The 18560-nt window shown below is 34.8% G+C and carries 18 protein-coding genes; all 18 read right to left on the bottom strand.

Annotation, left to right across the window (positions count from 1 at the left end; translation table 11 throughout):
• Nucleotides 1-10: 10 nt before the first annotated feature.
• Nucleotides 11-277 (bottom strand): DUF3795 domain-containing protein, encoded by a 267-nt coding sequence (locus DWV06_RS01595; protein WP_115480432.1) that lies wholly within the window; start codon nt 275-277, stop codon nt 11-13.
• 130 nt (nt 278-407) lie between these two features.
• Nucleotides 408-1235 carry a MurR/RpiR family transcriptional regulator gene (locus DWV06_RS01590; RefSeq protein ID WP_115480431.1) on the bottom strand — a complete coding sequence of 276 codons (828 nt, stop codon included), beginning with the start codon at nt 1233-1235 and terminating at the stop codon, nt 408-410.
• 71 nt (nt 1236-1306) lie between these two features.
• The gene (locus DWV06_RS01585) at nt 1307-2104 is read right to left on the bottom strand and encodes a PHP-associated domain-containing protein (protein WP_115480430.1); all 798 of its coding nucleotides are present in this window, start codon (nt 2102-2104) and stop codon (nt 1307-1309) included.
• Between the two features lie 23 nt (nt 2105-2127).
• Nucleotides 2128-2955, bottom strand: coding sequence for an energy-coupling factor transporter transmembrane component T family protein (locus tag DWV06_RS01580; protein ID WP_115480429.1), 828 nt, complete (start codon nt 2953-2955; stop codon nt 2128-2130).
• Nucleotides 2948-4666: an ABC transporter ATP-binding protein gene (locus DWV06_RS01575; protein WP_115480428.1), complete on the bottom strand. Its 1719-nt coding sequence runs from the start codon at nt 4664-4666 to the stop codon at nt 2948-2950. Before DWV06_RS01575 ends, DWV06_RS01580 begins: the two co-directional genes overlap by 8 nt.
• A 3-nt stretch (nt 4667-4669) precedes the next feature.
• Entirely contained in the window at nt 4670-5509 is an 840-nt protein-coding gene (locus tag DWV06_RS01570; RefSeq protein ID WP_205027743.1) for a cell division protein FtsQ, read from the bottom strand.
• Nucleotides 5510-5759: 250 nt separating this feature from the next.
• Nucleotides 5760-6491, bottom strand: a complete 732-nt coding sequence (locus DWV06_RS01565; protein WP_115480427.1) for a class I SAM-dependent methyltransferase — start codon at nt 6489-6491, stop codon at nt 5760-5762.
• Between the two features lie 97 nt (nt 6492-6588).
• Nucleotides 6589-7608 (bottom strand): PDDEXK nuclease domain-containing protein, encoded by a 1020-nt coding sequence (locus DWV06_RS01560; protein ID WP_115480426.1) that lies wholly within the window; start codon nt 7606-7608, stop codon nt 6589-6591.
• A 248-nt stretch (nt 7609-7856) separates the two neighbouring features.
• The gene (locus DWV06_RS01555; protein ID WP_162300539.1) at nt 7857-8402 is read right to left on the bottom strand and encodes an SMI1/KNR4 family protein; all 546 of its coding nucleotides are present in this window, start codon (nt 8400-8402) and stop codon (nt 7857-7859) included.
• Between the two features lie 13 nt (nt 8403-8415).
• The gene (locus tag DWV06_RS01550; protein WP_115480424.1) at nt 8416-9951 is read right to left on the bottom strand and encodes a T7SS effector LXG polymorphic toxin; all 1536 of its coding nucleotides are present in this window, start codon (nt 9949-9951) and stop codon (nt 8416-8418) included.
• A 37-nt stretch (nt 9952-9988) separates the two neighbouring features.
• Nucleotides 9989-10357, bottom strand: coding sequence for a hypothetical protein (locus DWV06_RS01545; protein WP_115480423.1), 369 nt, complete (start codon nt 10355-10357; stop codon nt 9989-9991).
• The gene (locus DWV06_RS01540) at nt 10357-10644 is read right to left on the bottom strand and encodes a hypothetical protein (RefSeq protein ID WP_115480422.1); all 288 of its coding nucleotides are present in this window, start codon (nt 10642-10644) and stop codon (nt 10357-10359) included. The genes DWV06_RS01545 and DWV06_RS01540 overlap by 1 nt, the downstream gene beginning before the upstream one ends.
• A 55-nt stretch (nt 10645-10699) precedes the next feature.
• Complete coding sequence (locus tag DWV06_RS01535) at nt 10700-12265, bottom strand: ABC transporter ATP-binding protein (protein WP_115480421.1); 1566 nt, start codon at nt 12263-12265, stop codon at nt 10700-10702.
• A complete protein-coding gene (locus DWV06_RS01530) occupies nt 12255-13076 on the bottom strand; it encodes an ABC transporter permease (protein ID WP_115480420.1) in 822 nt (273 codons plus the stop codon). Before DWV06_RS01530 ends, DWV06_RS01535 begins: the two co-directional genes overlap by 11 nt.
• A gap of 3 nt (nt 13077-13079) precedes the next feature.
• Nucleotides 13080-14006 carry a nickel ABC transporter permease gene (gene nikB / locus DWV06_RS01525; protein WP_115480419.1) on the bottom strand — a complete coding sequence of 309 codons (927 nt, stop codon included), beginning with the start codon at nt 14004-14006 and terminating at the stop codon, nt 13080-13082.
• A 118-nt stretch (nt 14007-14124) separates the two neighbouring features.
• Complete coding sequence (locus DWV06_RS01520) at nt 14125-15654, bottom strand: ABC transporter substrate-binding protein (protein ID WP_115480418.1); 1530 nt, start codon at nt 15652-15654, stop codon at nt 14125-14127.
• 11 nt (nt 15655-15665) lie between these two features.
• Complete coding sequence (locus DWV06_RS01515) at nt 15666-16214, bottom strand: hypothetical protein (protein WP_115480417.1); 549 nt, start codon at nt 16212-16214, stop codon at nt 15666-15668.
• A gap of 119 nt (nt 16215-16333) precedes the next feature.
• Nucleotides 16334-18559 carry an FtsX-like permease family protein gene (locus tag DWV06_RS01510; RefSeq protein WP_115480416.1) on the bottom strand — a complete coding sequence of 742 codons (2226 nt, stop codon included), beginning with the start codon at nt 18557-18559 and terminating at the stop codon, nt 16334-16336.
• Between the last annotated feature and the right edge of the window lies 1 nt (nt 18560).

The following is an 18560-nucleotide window of genomic DNA, read 5'->3' as shown; positions in this document are numbered from 1 at the left end:
ACCCTCCATTTTAAGCTTCCGTTTTAAACCACTCTTTACATTGCTCTATACGCTTTCCATTATCCCCTTGCTCTTCATCATAAGCAAACTGATGAAGCACTGAACAAGGAAACTCTGAACACTCACCACAATGGTTCATATCCCTTTCTTCACTACATACTTTAACAGGACAACTATCTCCCCAAAATGGGGTTTTAATATTTATACATCCTCCACAATTCATTTGCTCCTTGTATTCACACTCACTGCATAAAATTCCGCATCTTGATTCAATCATTATTATCACCACCTTTTTACATTATTGTAAGATATATAACACGACATCTATATGTCATCATTGCAATTTAAGTGAATCCACGCAGAGTGAAATCAAATAAAGCGCCATTTTTAACAATGACGCTTTCAAATCATATATTAGTATACTGTCTTTTAAGAACATGTATCTCCCTTAATTTATCTACAGATTTTGCTCCGATTTTTTCTGAAACAACAAGTGTCAGAGCGTCCACAATGGCTGCAGGAGCAGACATAGAATGATACTCTTTTTCTTCTCCTCTGTATACATAAAGATTTACATTTGCCATCTGTTCTTTTGGTACATACAAACGGCTAGTAAAGGCCAATGTATGATAACCGGCACTTTTCTGGTAGTCCAAAATCAACCGTCCTTCATTTGATATTTTTGAAAAACTGAACATAACGACTAAATCGTTATTATCGGCATGCACAAGCCCCTCTATTATCTCCGTACCGCCTGCAGGTAGCAAAGAAACTTGTATTCCTAAACGTCTAAGTCGGTAGAACAATAACTGTGCCATAGAGCCTGATGCATTTTTACCATGAATAAATATACGTCTTGCCGTTACGATTTCTTCCGCTGCTCTCTGAAATTCTACACTATCTAATTGTTCCATGGTATGTTTTAGACATATCTGCTGTTGCATGATCCAGCTTTCCACACAAAAGTTTTTCTCTTTATTTAGTGTTCCTGCCATTTTTATTGCTGGTTCACCAATCGTAGATTGTTCCATAACAACTGCCTTTAATTCTTTAAAGTCTTTACATCCTACATGACGCGCAAATCGTGATATCGTTGCATCTGAAATTCCCAACTGTTCTGATAACTGTCCAATACTGGCGAATAAAAAATGACCCGTATGACCGAAAATATAATCCATTATTTTTTCTTCTGCTTTTGTTAAACATGCCGGCATTACCGGAAATTCTAATTCCATCGCTCTTTCTCCTTGTCACATCGTTTTTATTATACTATTAAGCATGAAGTAAAATACTAATTCCTAACTTATCATACATTTTTGGTTCCCACAAGTGCAGATACATAATCGCCGCCTAATGCATAAATTTCCTTTAACGTCCGCTTCAGTAATCCTGCTGTATTCACAAGCAATGATGCATTAGAGCGAACCTGTATCTCATAATTCCCTGCTATTATTTCTTGCTTAAGATCTTTTAGTGTGATGCAATTCTTCTCAAATTTATTGACAATGCAGCCAAATTGTACTGCCTGATGAGTATCACTACCCGCCACTACTGGTCTGTCTATTTGTTTTGCAAGTTTATCAGTCAATTGTTCTGTTCGCTGGCGGTCCAACGCAATATCTTTGCCATTCAGATCAAGAAAATCCAGCTTTGAAAGCTGCTCCAATGGCAATTCCGGAATATTGCTTCCTTCACGAAACGGGTGAGCCGCTCCTACCAATACCGAATATTCGCGAAACAGTTTCATTAAATCAGAAAATGGTAGATATTTATCTTTCTCCTTAAATGGCTCAAGCCTATTATTTAACTCTAGTATAGACTCAAGAGTTCCTATGGATAAGATATGTCCTCCTTCAGCTATATCTGTTTCCATTCCCATGAATAATGAGAGTCCATTTTTCATTTTCAAGGTATCACCTTCACGCTTACTGATGGAACAAATATATCGATACATCTCTTCAAAATGAAGCGTATTAAAATGCTCGGTTACGCAGATTACATCCAGACCTGCATTATTGGCCTCATTCAACAACCAGTCCGTATAAATTGTAGAAAATGGCAGTTTCTTTGCCAATTTTGCGTGTGTATGAAAGTCTATAAACAATGATTTTTCTCCTTTCTGTAAATCTAAAAATAACCTGATAAAAAAATTATAAGTGACACCCAAAAGAATGAGATTGCGAGAAAAAGGAAGTCATCAAAGGAAACTTTCAGAGTCGACAATCTCACTTTTTTTGCCTCTTTCTTACTAGCTGCATATCGATATCCTTTGATTTCCAATGCTTCTACTGTCGTGCGAGAGCGCTTTGCCGTATTTAGCATTAAAGGATAAAATGCATGGATAATAATTTTTACTTGATATATCAAATAACGTATCTTTCCTTTGAGTGTATCACAATCTGGTGGATTGCCACGCAATCGATAAGATAGAAGAACCCCTTCGAACTCTTCCATCAATACCGGAAGCATACGATATGCATAGGATATAGAAAAAGAAAATCTCTCTGGGCAGCCATACCACATTAATCCATTTGACAATCGATCTGGGTCGAGTCCAGAAAATACCGTTATGGAAGCCAACGATACCGTGGCTATTTTTAATGTAAGTACCAACAAAGGAACAATAGAAGATGCATCTCCACCAAATAGTAACGTTGCTAAAAATAGGTATCCAGTCTGACTAAATACACCTATTCCAAAAAGCAGTAATACAAGACCAGCAATACGGGCAAGTAACGTAGTTATCGAAACTAATATAAAACACCCCATTAAAAAAACCACATTACCAGAAAACCATGGAACAATACCAAAGAAAAGATACCATAATATTAATATACGGGGATCTAACCCAGCAATAACCGTATCATCATTTCCATATGCATTTTTCAACACTTGATTACGAAGAAAATTCATTGTTAATTTATCAAAGATACTTTCAGACAACTTCTCACGCATATTTTTTACCTCCTTTCCTTACAAACCCTTGAAGAAATTCATCTACTGTATAGCATAATGCTTTTTTGTCGATTGCTTGTCCCATCAAGAATATTTCAGGCGGGCGTATCCCAACCATATCAATAATCTTATGATTGTCGAAAATTTCATCTCTCGTTCCATCAGCAACCACATTCCCCTGACAAAGCACTATAATTCTTTCAGCCCATTCACTAACTAACTGCATATCATGAGTTGCAATCATAACAGTCTCCGTCACATCTTTCATAACATTTAATGTATGCATAATCTCTTTTCTAGTTGCAATATCTAGATTTGCAGTAGGTTCATCTAGTAATAATATTCCTGGATTCAACGCAATCCCTATAGCTAGACTAGCTCTTCTCATCTGTCCTCCCGACAAAAGCCGGCCATCCCTCTTTCTTAGTTCCGTAAGGCGGAATCGCCGCATTAATTCTTCTGTACGCATTTCCCAATCTTTTATTTCGCGTACCTGCATGGCATATGCAATATCTGCTTCAATCGAATCTTTGATGAACATTTCCTCTGGATTTTGATATACGAAAGAAATCTGCTTTGACAACTGCTGTACTTTAATATTTTTAATATTATTTCCATTTAATCGAACTTCGCCTTCTTTCGCTCTCAGTAAACCAATCATGAGTTTCATTAATGTTGATTTTCCAGCTCCATTTGAACCAATCAGAGCAATCTTTTCCCCCTTGTAAATATCTAAATTCAAATGATCAAATACAATATGATCCTCACCCTTGACTGCGTGGTAAGATAACTTAACATCTTGAAAAGAAACTGCCTTTTCTTTTTGTCTGTTACCCTTTATTCCCTCTTTTTTTAGAAAAGAGGCATTCCATACAAACTCTCCAAATGTTTTCACTCCCAGGTTAATTGTTGTCGGAAGCATTATACTTTTTTCAAGGTTCCCATTAACTTTCATATGGTGTGCAGCAACAGTAACCTGAGGCGGAAAGATATTACACTCCACTAATTCATCTACTCTTCCAAGTGCTTCATTCACAGGCAGTTTCCACTGTACCTGTCCGTCTTTTAGTAAAAGAACATTTTTGCAATAATCTGCTATGTACTCTGTATGATGTTCAATCACTATAATCGTCTTACCAAACTCCTCATTTAACTCCTTCAACACTTCATAAATCTGGTCTGCGTGCCTTGGATCTAATTGAGCAATCGGCTCATCTAGAATTAATATGTCTGGTTGTAACGATACTGCACCGGCTAACGCGAGTAAATGTTTCTGCCCACCTGATAACTGCCAAATATAGTCTTTTTCCTTTCCACTGAGTCCACACTGTTCTAATGCTTCCATACCTTTTTCTTTATAATCTGGTATCAAATAATTCATGCAGGCAAAGGAAGCATCATCCAATACTGTTGGTCGAACAATTTGATTTTCAAAATCCTGATATACATATCCTACGTTATAAGCAAGATTTCCTACATTAGATTCCGTCGTATCCAGACCGTTAACAATGACTCTGCCATCAAATTCACCTGCAATAAAATGAGGAATCAAACCATTTAATACCTTACAAAAGGTAGACTTACCACAGCCATTATTCCCAATGACTGCAAGAAAATCCCCCTTTTTAATTTTTAAACTAATATTAGTAAGGGCGGGTGTTGATTCACCGGGATAAGAATATGTTAAATTCTCTATCTCAATAACATTCATAAATTACGCTTCCTTCCTATTATGATTTTTTCTGATAACCAGCAGTATAATTACAGCCAAAGCTCCTGCTGCCATCATTGCTATTGCTATGGCACTTTTGCTTTCTGCCCAGCCAGCTTCCCAATCAATCAGTTCCATTCCGCTTTCTGCCATAAATTCAGAGACAATTGCCACTCCAAAAGCTGCCAAAGAGCCAATAATTACTTTTACATTGATACGACCAATTGCAGTCTTCTCTGTTCGTGGCTGCATACCAAGTAAAGGTTCGATTTTTCCATAAAGTTTAGGAACTAGGAAAAGAGTTGGTAGTAGACAAAACAATATGCCTGAAAATAATACATCATTTAAGAAAGCAAAACCCTCTGTTGCGTATACACTTTGCGGTAAGCCTGCTACCGATTCAAAATCTTCTACAGCAAATTGCACTTTCAGGATATCTACCATCATTCCCATAGCCTGCTGTACCACAACACCAGTCATTGCTGCAATCCCAACCATTTTACGATTCTTTGGATTCGCAACCAAACGTCCGGCTATATACACACCTATCGTTACCGTTATAAATTTTTCAAGTTCTCCAAGTCCGCCAAACTGCCCTAACATAATCTCGCTAAATACAAGTTCTCCAGTTGCTGCTCCTAATGCTGCAGAAATTGGATCGAATAAGATTCCTAACGTTAATGGTATAAATAGGAAATACTCTACTGAAAATTCCACAATACCTATTTGTAACTTTGGAATCAATTCCGTAAATAAAGTTGCAAGTCCATAAAGTGCCATTGTCAGCACAAAAATCATCAGTTTTTGAGACTGAGTAATCATTTGTTGTTTCTTCATTTCCATTTTTTCCTCCGATTTACTATCAATTTTATGTGACAACTATATTCTATCGAACTAATGTTAAATCGGATATCATATTTATGTAAAATGTAAGTATAATTTCATATACTAGTAATAGTAAATAATATTTTCATTTCTTTTACTACTTTAAATTAGTTACAAAGAATTAAAAGAAATATACTGAAATAACATGTTAAGAAAAAAGCGCCATTTTTTACAATGACGCTTCCTAAAATATATTTATTTGATTTTTTTATTTTTGAACTGTAATTAGAAATGTTGGCGAATCTTTACCGTTACGTTCTCTTAAAATACGATTCCCTGCCTCCTTGTCACATTGAGTATTCAGGAAGCCCAACTCTTCTAATACAGAAATGTCCCATTCCGGTCTTTTCTTTTTACTTATCTCCATCGCTTTGGTAATTTGATTGGATTCCTCTTTCAATTCTTGTGTCATTCCTATATGAAAGCCTGATTGATTCAGATTGTCCGGGGTTCCTTTTTTTTCCATACAGAGAACTTGCTGACCATAATCAGCATCGAAATTTAAAAGGATACCGCCCTTTACCAAAACTCGCATCCATTCTAGGTATGCCTGTTTAGGCTCTGGTAACGTCCAGGTCAGATTGCGTGCAATTACCACATCAAAACTTTCATCCGGAAATTCCAAGTTCTGCGCATCCATTACTAAGAATTGAATGTCTAGCTGTTTTTCATTCGCAAGCTTTTTTGCTTCTTCTATCATAGCAGGTGTCAAATCTACACCGACCAGATCATATCCTTGTTCTGCGAGCAGTATTGCAAAATATCCCGTTCCAGTTCCAACATCCAGGATTCTTAGTTTTTTCCTTTCCGGTAACTTCTTTTTAATTTCATTTATCCAACGCTCACTTATTTCATCCTCTAGTTCCATCCTACGAACTGTACTAAAATCTTCTGCTCGTTTTGTCCAATATCCTCTTACACGTTCTTCTATTTTTTCCATTATTTTATTTCCTCTACATTTTTTGAGTTAGTAATCTTTCTTATCATTCGCTATCCACTGGGCTTTTACTTTTAACATTATCCAATTATATTATTTTCTATTCTTTCTCTCTCCACCTATTAATTACCTTCTCAACTTCGGCAATCAACAGTTCTTTATCCGGAATATAGTAAGTGTATTTAGAAGCAAAGATATTACTAGATAATCCTCCTAATGCATATTCAGCTGTCAGAGCATCCTTGTCTGTGCAAAGAATAATGCCAATTGGCTTATTATCTCCCGCGTCATTCACTTCGTTTTCATAATAATTCAAGTACATATTCAACTGACCTGCTGCCTCTGGCATCAGCTTAGTTGTTTTAAGCTCTATAATCACATAAGATTTTAAAGGCTTATTGTAGAAAACCATATCTGCATAATAATGCGTATTATTAATTGTTATTCTCTGCTGGGTTCCAACAAACATAAAGCCTCTGCCAAGTTCAAGCAGAAATTTTTCAATTTGATCCATCAAAGCTTTTTCCAAGTCGCTTTCCAGCATTGGCTTATCTTCAGGAATTCCAAGAAATTCAAAAACATAGGGATCTTTAATAATATCCTTTGGCTCATTTATTTCAATACCACACATAGCTAATTTCAGTACTTCTTTTTTATTAACCTCACCCTTTGAAAGCAATAACCTCTCGTATAATGAAGTACTTATCTGCCTTTTGAGCTCTCTCACAGACCATTTTGCATTTATAGCTTCTTTTTCATAAAAATTCCGCTTATCCTCATCAGATATGCTGAGTAATTCGCAATAATGAGACCAGCTCAATTTTCCAGACACTGTCTGGATTTTTGGGTACGTCTGATAAAACAATCTCATATTATAAATATTAGCACGCGAAAACCCTTTACCAAATTCTGCTGTCAATGATTTTGCTAGCAATTTCAATGTCTGTTCTCCATATTCGGCTCGAATACTGTCATTCTGCTCATATCGAACAATAATCTCGCCAATCTTCCAATAAGAAATAATCAGTTCATTATTTACTTCACTTGCAACATTTTTTCTGGCAGTGACGAGTATATCTCTTATTTCTCCAACCAATGGATTTATTATTTCATTTGTCATCTACATTTCACCATCCTTATTATTCGATTTTATCAATTAAAGATTCAATTAACAAATGTTTTATGACAATCGTTAGAACACACAAAAATCAAGTCAATCTTCTTGCGAAGTTTCAGATATCGAATCTTTGCATCTGGTACTGTTCTATTACTTCCATTCATTAATATAAGGCGAATGGCTAAATCGTTTCAGTATTCGTAACTATAACTAATTTGTACTAAATCTTGACATAGGACCAGGTAAATATTCTACATTATTTCTGTCCAAAACTTAATTGTTTTTATACTTTTAAAATCTATATCACTTTGATTTTTTTTACCAAATTCCACCTCAATATAATCTTCTATATCTCTTCCATAATATATGACATCAATATCATGTATGGAGATTATTGGTGGCTTTTCATCCATTATTATTGGCATATACCTATGTCCATAAATTGGGATTAACTTTGGTGCACTTTTTATACGTTTTCTTACCTCTTTTGCTATTTCATCTTCAGTTTCCGGTTCGTCTCCCCAATCATCGCACCAGTAAACTTCTCCTGCCATTTCCTGAATATTCATGATTGGTCTTTTTATAATTTCTTTTATAAACATAACATTATCTTTTTTCTTATTTCTCCAATTATAAAACCCCTTAGATATCGGTAATATAGTCATTAATAAATCTTTTAAACTATCGGGAAACTTTATTCCATATAAATTTTCTATCTCTGCTATTTCCTCAAGTTCCAATCCTTTCTCAAATTCTACTCCATATTCTTTTAACACTTTTAAACATTTTTCATTCATATATTTGTCACCTCTATTCAATTTTAGTGAATGTATAATAATGATCATTTGTATACCAAACTGAACCATCATCTCCAATCACAATTCTTTCCGTTCCTCGGTTTTGCCCCTTAACATAAGGATTTACATCATATTCTCTATAACTTATCCCTTCTGGCAATTTTTGTGCTCCATCTTCTTGTGGTATGTTCTTATACGTTCTTCCACCCTTATATCCTTGTGGTGCTACTCCATTTTTTGCTTTAATTTGATTTGCTATATCTTTAGCCTTATCTGGTATAGATGTTTTATCCCCCTTATTCCAACCCTTACCTTTCGGTATTTTAACTCCACCAGCCTCATCCTGCAACCATTTTTTATAAGTTTCATATCCTGATTTATCTTTAATAATCTGCTTTACCTTATTCACTTGTTGCTCAATTGTATCCATATTCTGTCCATAAATCGATACTGCAATTAAAGCTGCTCCATAAAGTAAGTGAAGTCCGCCACCTTCAAGCCAATTACCTAATTTTCTACCCTTGATATTTTTCTCCTGCGCCAGCAACATCGCTAAGTCTGCTACTGTAATCTTCTTGGAATCAATATCAAATTCTTTCCCTTCTTTATAATAGGCAACTGTTAACGCATTAATCACATCTTCATCATAATTACCAGTCCTCAAGGCATTTGCCAACGCTTGCAGCGCATAAAGCCTTAAATTGATTTCTTCTGCACTATACTGACTAATTAATTCTTCAAGCGAAATACCTCCATTTGCTTTTGCTTCAGCCTTTAATACTGCGGTTACCTCTTCTAATTTCTCGGGGTCTTGCCACCAGTTCCCATCAAAATAACCATCTCTCCGATTCCAGAATTCACTGTTTAATTTTTTATAATCGACCTGATCTGTTCTGACTTTCTTTGATTTCTTTATCTTCCAGCCATTATTTAAAGCTTTTGCCCAGTTAAGATTCTTTGCATCTATTTTATGTAATAAATAATTCTTATCAAAATGTTTCCACTGAATACACGAGATTCCTTTGCTGACATTTTCAAGATATAGATTTGCTAAATGATAATGACTGCCATGTATGGACTCAAAATCAATTACCTTCTGCTGCTCTTTCTGAAGTGTTACAACCGCCTGTTGCTGTTGATTGATATAGCTTTGAGTATGAACTGCCAAAGATGGCATTGTTTTACTCAGTGTACTTACTTTTTCTTCTAAGCCACTTATTACTGCCTGTTTCTCTTTAATAGCTGAATTCACCGCATCCGTATCGATATAAAATCCGTCATCAGCTTCTACTTGTGTATACAGATCATTTAGATAGCTTGTATTCGCTTTCTTTATCTCATCATAAGCCATGATCATACCTCGTATAATCGGTATATGTAACTGCTTAAAATAATTTTTCGCAGCTTCAAGCGCCTTCCCTTCTAACTCATCCTCCTCAATCAATTCTTCCATCGCGTTCCGTAATTCATCCATTTGAACAGATTTTAAAATCAAGTTCGCATTCATTTGATCGACCTGACTTTTGATTTCTCCGATATTTAATTTCAACCTGTCTCATCCCTTCTTTTGTATTTCTATACTTCCCTTATTCACTTTCTTTCTGGGGCTTTTCTAAATCCTTTTTTATTTTAATATGCTCTTCGGAAAGTTCCTCACGTTCTCTGAGCAGTACATTTCTATTATGTTCTATTTCATCGTATTTGTCTGAAAAAGATATTTTCATATTTTTACGGTACTCCTGTTCACCCTGATCCAGATCTATAAAATATTGTTCCGCTTTTCTTCCTCCAAAATGATTCCACAACTCTTCATTTGACCTTTCACTCTTCTTGATGATCCAGTGCATGTCTTCTTCCTCATCTTCATATTTGGATAGGGGGTCCATGGATTCTAGTTCCTGATTTGTTATTCTTAACTTACTTTCTATCTTTTCCAGTTGTTCTTGTTGATCCATTAGTGTTTCACCTTCATTCGCATTTTTGTTGCACTATATTGATCCACTTTTTTCAAGTTATCTATAATTGTTTGTAGATTTTCCATATCTAACTTTACTTGAGATAGGTAGCTCTTGGAATGTTTTAATTGTTCGTTATATGTGGATTTCATTTCATGACTGGAATTTAGGTCTGTATAAGAAGCAAAATTAAAACTTTTTTCTGCTTCCTTTACATCAGTTGCTGAACTAAGTATTTTTGACTTTTTTGATTTGAATTTTGTAAGATTAATCTTTATATTCTTCATTACTTCTCTATCCCCTTATTATTGTTTCAATTTGTAATATTTTTACATATATTTGTCAATTGGTCAATATCGTTAACAATCTTTTTGTATAATCCTCTTTCGGATTCTTAATAATCTCATTTACCGATCCGGATTCAATACATTTCCCTTGATGCATCACCATAATTTTTTCACAAATATTACTTAATAAAACAATATCATGAGAAACAAAAATAATTGCCATATTTAGTTCTTGCGATAAATTTAGCAGTAATTTTATTATTTCTGCCTGTACCGAAACATCTAGCGCACTGGTTATTTCATCACACAATAATAACTCCGGATTTACTGAAATCGCCCTTGCTATGGCTGCTCTTTGACATTGTCCACCGCTTAATTCGGTCGGATATCTATCCGCAAGATGTGGTTTAAGACCTACCATTCCCATTAAGTTATCAATTCTGTTATTCCGTTCTATTAAATCCTTAATGCCGCATAAATTCTTCAAAGTCTCACTCAAGGAAGAGCGAATTGTTAACCTTGGATTAAATGATTCAAAAACATTTTGAAAAATCATTTGCATACCGCAATAATCCGATTTTGTTCTATGAAATTCTAATTTCTTTCCTTTAAAAACTATGGTCCCTGCTGTTGGGTGCTGTAACCCTCCAATCTGTTTTAACAATGTGCTTTTTCCACTTCCGCTCTCTCCTACGATTCCCAGTATTTCTCCCTTTTTCAACTGCATATTGACCTGAGATAGTTTAAACATGCATTTCCTGTTTTTAATAAATTCCTTACTTAACTGTTTCAGTTCTAAAAGATCCTCTGTATTCTTGCTCTCAATTTTTTCAAGTCTGTCACTTATTTTTGGAACCGCACTCAATAACTTTTTTGTATATAAATTTTTCGGACGTTGAAGTACCTCATTTGTCGTTCCGAATTCTACGATTCTTCCTTGAAACATAACTCCCACTTTGTCTGCTACTTTTGCCAGAAGACCAATATTGTGTGTTACAATAATGATTGACGTTTGATAATGTTCTCTCATACGAAGTAACTCATCCATTACCTGTTCCTGCGATGTCACATCCAATGCGCTGGTCGGTTCATCCGCAAGCAGTATGGAAGGTTTCAATAATACTGACAAAGCAATTGATATTCTTTGATTCATCCCACCACTCATCTCAAATGGACAACTGTCTAAAATTCGTTTTCCCTCCATTAGATTAAGACTCTCAAAAACCTCGCAGACTTGTTGATTGAAATTCTCTTTCTCATATCTACCATGGCTTTTTAAAGTCTCAATAAACTGTTTTCGAAATGTACGAATTGGATTAAACGATGCTTTTGGATTCTGAAATACCATTCCAATCTGTTTTCCACGTAATTTCATCTTCTCTTTTTGTGGCATGGATGATAACCCTTTATTCTGAAACATAATTTCCCCACTAGACAGGAGAACTCCATTTTCTATTGGTAAAACTGCCTTTAATAGTGTACTTTTCCCACTACCACTCTCGCCTACAATTCCTATTATCTCCCCTTGCTTTAAATCAAAAGAAACATTGGATACCACATCATTATTTCTACTATAACTTACAGAAAGATTATTAATTGAAAGAATTGTATCATTCATCATTCGTACTCCTTATCCCAATATATTCACTCAAAGCATCTCCAAGTAAATTGAAAATCACCACTGTAATAAACAAAGCAATTCCTGGTGCCAATACTGCCCATGGAGCTTGCTGCATATAGCCTTTTGCCTCATTTATCATAGAGCCCCACTCCGCTTCAGGCACCTGTACTCCAAGTCCAAGATAAGATAGACCGGCAATCCCGATCATCGTCGAACCAATTTGTATCGAAGCATTTACAATCATTTCACCGGCAATATTCGGTAGAATATGAACGAACATAATACGTAAATTACTGTTACCACTAAGCCTGGCTGCATGAATAAATTCTTCATGTTTCAATGCCATCACTTGTCCCCTCGCCAGCCTTGCAAATAAAGTCCATCCGGTTAATCCAAGTGCAATCATTGCATTTATCATACTCCCGCCTAATACACCAGCTACTGCAATTGCAAGTACCATCTGGGGAAAAGCTAAAATGATATCTACCAAACGCATAATAATCTGATCAAGAACTCCACCATAATATCCTGCGAGCATACCAAGTAGAATACCTGCCGCCATGGTTATCAATACAAGCAATAGAGATGGAAAAATGGACATTCTGGCTCCGACTAACACTCTGGAAAAGATACATCTTCCTAATTTATCAGTACCAAAAGGAAACTGGAGATTGGGGACTGCTTTCATATAGAAAGCATTTGTCTCATAAGGGTCGTTTTTCACAATATAAGGTGCCAGTAAACTGATACCTAGCAAAATTAACCCTAAAACCGTGAAGAAAGTGACTTTTTTTCTAACTTTTTGAACCATTCCTTACTCCTCTCCTCTAGGATCTATCAATTGATAGCATAAATCAATCAGCAGATTCACAACTACATAAATCATGGCAGAAATTATTACAAAACCCTGGATCACCGGATAATCTCTTGCATTGATAGAATCCATCATTAATTTACCAACACCCGGCCACATAAATATACTTTCTATTACTACACTTCCTCCCAATAATGTACCAATTGAGAATCCGAATATTGAAATAATAGAAATCAGCGCATTATGAAGGACATCCCGAAACAAAATATATGTTTCCCTATTTCCTCTCGCTCGTGCACCTGTTATATATTCTGCATTTAATTGTTCCAAAACTGCTGCTCTAATCTGTCGTATAAATCGGCTTACTAAAGGTAGTGCCAATGATAGAGCAGGCAAAAAAAGACCTTGCATATTTCCTTTCGCTACGACTGGAAAAACTTTTATATATATACAAAAGAAATAAATGAATAAAACCGCCAGAAGAAAATTAGGTACTGCATTTCCAATAAAACAGAGAAATCGAATAAAGTAATCAACAAATCGATTCTGTTTGACTGCTGTATAAATTCCCAGAGGGATAGAAATTGTAATTGCAAGAAAGAAAGCACTAAAAGATAAAATAAAAGTGTATCTCATCCCTTTACTTAATTTATCAGCAACCGATGTACCATCTTTAAAAGAATTACCCAAATCACCTTTTAGAAACTTTCCAAACCAATCAAGATATTGTTTCATAAATGGCTGATTCAATCCCATTTCTTGTCTTGTTTTTTCTAATACTTCGTTTGTTACTGCTATACCTTGAGCACTTAGCTTTTTCTTCGCAGGATCGCCTGGAGTTATATATAATAATGCAAATGTCAAAAAAGTAAGTCCCAAAATTATCGGTATCAATAGTAATAATCGTTTTGTTATATAATGTTTCACGCTACTCTCCTATATTCTTCACACTCCCCATAGCTAAAGTAAGGGGTTTTACGACACATTGGATAAACGAGGAAAAGAGCATAACCTTTACAGGCTGTGCTCTATGCTCTCATCTAGTTTAATTCATATCGGTATTTGCATTTAAGAAATAAAAATCAAATGGACAGTTCTCAAATACATTTACTACATTATTGCGCATAACGGTCGTCTTATTAAAAAGTGCTACATATCCAAAAGCATCTTCATCAATTGCTGTCTGCACAATCTCATTCGCTAATTCTGCGCGTCTATCATTATTAGAAGTTACCTTTAATTCATCGATTAATTTTTGTGTTTTTTCATTCGAGAATCCACCACAATTGTAAGGAGCCCCTTTTGCCAGAGTACAGCTAATAAAATAATATGGATCCCCCGCCTTATCTGCAATCATACAGTATAAAGCAATATCAAAATCTCCGGTAGCAATATAGGTTTCATCCGGATCCACTTCACAGGTCAATGTACCTTTTATTCCAATTGTTTTTAACTGTTCCTGCATTAATGTAGCTAAAGTATCTAAACTTCTTGCTGCATAATATGCAATATTTATAGTAAGAACTTGTCCGTCTTTTTCATAATATCCATCTGCATTCAAACTGTATCCATCTTTTTCAAGAAGCGCTTTTGCAGCCTCTATGTCGACAGGCTCCTTCGTTACCTTTCCATAAGGTGCAGACGAATCAAATGGTCCATCTGTGCTGGTCACTGTGCCATTTAAATATGTTTCGATTGCTTTTGTATCAATGGTCAGATTAATTGCTTTTCTAACAGAATCATCCAGCCTATTTTTATTCAGTATATAAAACTGCAGCCTTGTTGCCGGAATCGATACCAATTTATAAGTATCCGGATCATTTTTAAATATCTCCGCAGCATCAGCTGTCACACCAGTGTAGCAATCAATTTCACCATTCTGCATTGCCATAAGTGAAGTATCTGGTTCCGGCATATAATAAAATTCTGCACCATCTAATTTAACTTCTCCATTCCAATAACTACTATTTCTTTTTACTTTGATCGTTCCTCCCGGTTCAAATGATGATACGACAAAAGGTCCTGTTGCTACAAGCTGTGAACCCATATCTTTACTATTGTCCAAATCCACAATAGCAAGCTCCGGACTGGCAAGATCATTCAGTAAAGTCGGATATACTTCAGAAGTTTCAATCGTAAACGTTTTGTCATCTAAAATCTGATAGGAACAATCTTTTAAATATGCAAAACGAGAGTTCGTTTTTCCTGCATTCTGCAGATTGCGTATCACCATATCCGAAGTCACTGTGTTTCCATTAGAGAAGCTTGCAGCTTCTTTTAATTTTATTGTCCAGATGTTTCCATCTGCTTTGGCACTCTCTGCAAGCATCGGTTCTACAGACGACTGATCATTCATAATAAATAATGCTTCTGTCAAACCATAAATAGAGGTATACCATCCTTGATAATCCTGATGTGGATTCAATGTTTCAAGTGCAAAGGATTCAGAACACTTTAATATTTTCTTACCTGTTTCATTTCTATTTTCTGCTGTTGTACCACGATTTTTGCAGCCTGAAAAAGCAAATATGGTAAGCGTTACAATAGATAAAATTCCAAACAACTTCTTTTTCATAACTTTTCTCCTCATTTTAAAAATTTCAATAACTCTTTACTTTCTTTCTCATCGCATTTTAAATGTATTAGAATTTCAAATTTGTCTAGATTGACTTGATCAGGTCTCTTTTTATAAATTTCACTTAAACTATAAATGATATCTTTTCTTATTAAATTTCCATGCGTTGTAAGATGCCTATTATTTATAAAGTTCTCATATAAAAAATCAACTATTTTACTACATAAAGATTCCTGAGAAATTGCAATAAGCCACAATTGTTGCAATGTTTGCCTTGATGTAATAAATTTATCATCATTGGCCTTACTTAAATATTGTTCTAGTATGGATGCAAATCTTAGTTGTGTATCACTTTTGGCCAAACCTGCCAAGACAAAAACTGCTATACTTCGTTGATAGGAATTTTCGGATGATAATTTTTCAACCATAATATCCCAAATGTCATAAACCCATTCCACTTGTTCTTCTGTCATCTCTAATAATTTATCTAGCGCAGCTTTCCTAACTGTATTATTCTTACTACTTACATCTTCACATAACTGATGAAGCAAAGCATCCATGAATTATTCCTCCTTATTACTTGTATCTTTTCTTTTCATATTTTAAAAAAAATGTCAAATAAAGTATATAAGAACAGTTAGCAATTATGCAAGCCTCCCCAGGGGTTTTTTGAATTTATTTACTCTCTGTTCTTTAATAATTCTGACGGAACTATTTTATTTATTTTAGAAGTTAGCATAAAATTAATAATAAAAAATAATGCAATAACAACAAGATAAATAGCAAGATATAATTTCCAACTAAAAGTAAGATTCATTGCGCAAGCTACATTCGACACTAATATGGGGTACATTATATCCATTAATTTCTTGGACAAGGGAATACAAATAGCAGCACCTACTGCTATTAAATAGAAATTTCCATTTAAAAATAGTTTTCGAATTTCTTTAGAACGATAACCAAATATTTTAATCAGCGAAATACTAAACGCGGAACGCTCAATCATAACCTTCATCATAAGATACATAACCACACAGAAAATAAAAGCAGATACCGTTGTCATCAGATAAATCATCGGCATCATCATAGATACAAAGACATCAGAAGCTTTACTTATTTCTTGTTTTGATGTTGTTGCATATAGTCTTTCAGGACTAATATCTAATTTCTTGTCAGATAATATTACATTGTAATACCTATCATTCTCTCCTAAAAGCTCTCTCATAGTTTCAATATCCATAAATGCATAAAACCCTGCTGAGTACTGTACAATATCTTTTACTCTAAATGCATAATCAATATCTTCTTCCTCATCTGATAATATCAGGGAATCCCCTATCGATAAATGGTACTTTTGCGCCATTGCTGATGAAATGACGACTAAGTTTTTCTGTTTGAACGTTTTCACTTCAAAGTATGGATTCTTTTCATTGATTCCTAAAAGAGTGATATTGTGATTATAACCAAGTATTTCCTTCTTAAGAGTCTTGGCAAAACACGCTTCCCCACCATCCGGCACCTTATCTTGGGGATATTTATAGGTATACATATACTCATACTTTGTATCTTTTTTATTGTCTTTACTAATATGTTTACACATTACATAACAATTAATTCCCAGCATCATAATTAATAGAGCTATGAACATACCGAACAATACCGTAAATCCGGTTCTTGCTTCTCTTAACATCTGCCTTATCCGAAATCTTCCAATGAATCCCATATTTCCTAAGTTCACATTACTAATGTTACGATTCTTCTTTTCATTTTTGATTAATTCTAAGGCTGGTCGTGATAATTTTTTTCTAATAACAATACAATTCACAATTGCTGCAACGACTGGAGGCAGCAAAATTCCATATAACAAAAGATAAACAAAATATACCTTTTGCAATTTGGGTACGGAAAAATAGTTGTAGCAATTTACCATCTGATAATCAATTCCCCATTTGCTATATCCAATCATTGTTCCGATAATTCCTGACAAAAACGTAATTGTAACAGGAAGCATGATATAATGCAATAGAAGGTCCTTTTTTTTAACTCCCAAAGCATATAAGGATCCAATAACACTACTTTCCTTTTCAATTCCATGAATTACAAATACAGAAATAACATAAGTAAACAAAATCAGAATTATAATGCCTGCTATCAGCCCTGCTATTTTATTAATCACCTGGTCTTCCGCAGAAGCCTTAATTCTTGGGTTATCTGATGCTTTTATAAATTGTATCGCTTTTATTTTCTCTTTCAACTCCTCATCTGTCATCTTCCCGTTTAAATGATATGCGTACACATACTCCTCTGACTTAATACTCATTCCAGCCGCTTTAAACAGATTATATGCAGAATCAGAAACAAATGCTAAGCCAAATTGTTTGCTTTCTACACTACTATCCGATAGGTTCTTATAGGCAGCGTCATAATCCGGAACACTTCCAACTCCTACAATATGTAATGCATTTGCTCCTATTGTAATTCGATCCCCTATTGTTAAATTATGTTCTTCGCAATAACGCTTTTCTAATACGACTTCATCATTCCTTTGGGCTAATCTTCCTTTATCAAGATCAATAAGATTCACTTTTTTCCTATTATTAAAAACTCTAATTGTACTTCCATCTTCCTGTTTAAAATCAAGAGAAAACATTTTTTCTAATGAAATTCCTGTCTTATGCAGTTTCAACTCTTCTGTTTCAGTTAAAGGCTCAAATACTTGAAATTCACCATCTTCCAACCGATTCTCTTCTGCTTTTTTATCCACTCCGGTAATTACCGTTTCTGCTGCTCCAACAAGGCTGATTACCAGATACATTCCCATTATAATTAGAAATGCAAGTGAAAAATAACGGAACAGATTCGACTTAAATTCCCTCCATAATCGTTTGAATAATATTTTCTGCATC

The organism is Anaerosacchariphilus polymeriproducens, assembly GCF_003363435.1.
Taxonomy (GTDB): Bacteria; Bacillota; Clostridia; order Lachnospirales; family Lachnospiraceae; genus Anaerosacchariphilus; species Anaerosacchariphilus polymeriproducens.
Note: the sequence above shows the minus strand (reverse complement) of the source record. Positions and strands in the feature narration are given on the sequence as shown.

Bases quoted from the DNA above. Each gene is read 5' to 3' on its own strand.
- DWV06_RS01595 (WP_115480432.1), bottom strand. From the start codon at position 277: ATGATTGAATCAAGATGCGGAATTTTATGCAGTGAGTGTGAATACAAG.
- DWV06_RS01590 (WP_115480431.1), bottom strand. From the start codon at position 1,235: ATGGAATTAGAATTTCCGGTAATGCCGGCATGTTTAACAAAAGCAGAA.
- DWV06_RS01580 (WP_115480429.1), bottom strand. From the start codon at position 2,955: ATGCGTGAGAAGTTGTCTGAAAGTATCTTTGATAAATTAACAATGAAT.
- DWV06_RS01575 (WP_115480428.1), bottom strand. From the start codon at position 4,666: ATGAATGTTATTGAGATAGAGAATTTAACATATTCTTATCCCGGTGAA.
- DWV06_RS01570 (WP_205027743.1), bottom strand. From the start codon at position 5,509: ATGGAAATGAAGAAACAACAAATGATTACTCAGTCTCAAAAACTGATG.
- DWV06_RS01565 (WP_115480427.1), bottom strand. From the start codon at position 6,491: ATGGAAAAAATAGAAGAACGTGTAAGAGGATATTGGACAAAACGAGCA.
- DWV06_RS01560 (WP_115480426.1), bottom strand. From the start codon at position 7,608: ATGACAAATGAAATAATAAATCCATTGGTTGGAGAAATAAGAGATATA.
- DWV06_RS01555 (WP_162300539.1), bottom strand. From the start codon at position 8,402: ATGAATGAAAAATGTTTAAAAGTGTTAAAAGAATATGGAGTAGAATTT.
- DWV06_RS01545 (WP_115480423.1), bottom strand. From the start codon at position 10,357: ATGGATCAACAAGAACAACTGGAAAAGATAGAAAGTAAGTTAAGAATA.
- DWV06_RS01540 (WP_115480422.1), bottom strand. From the start codon at position 10,644: ATGAAGAATATAAAGATTAATCTTACAAAATTCAAATCAAAAAAGTCA.
- DWV06_RS01535 (WP_115480421.1), bottom strand. From the start codon at position 12,265: ATGATGAATGATACAATTCTTTCAATTAATAATCTTTCTGTAAGTTAT.
- DWV06_RS01530 (WP_115480420.1), bottom strand. From the start codon at position 13,076: ATGGTTCAAAAAGTTAGAAAAAAAGTCACTTTCTTCACGGTTTTAGGG.
- DWV06_RS01520 (WP_115480418.1), bottom strand. From the start codon at position 15,654: ATGAAAAAGAAGTTGTTTGGAATTTTATCTATTGTAACGCTTACCATA.
- DWV06_RS01515 (WP_115480417.1), bottom strand. From the start codon at position 16,214: ATGGATGCTTTGCTTCATCAGTTATGTGAAGATGTAAGTAGTAAGAAT.
- DWV06_RS01510 (WP_115480416.1), bottom strand. From the start codon at position 18,559: ATGCAGAAAATATTATTCAAACGATTATGGAGGGAATTTAAGTCGAAT.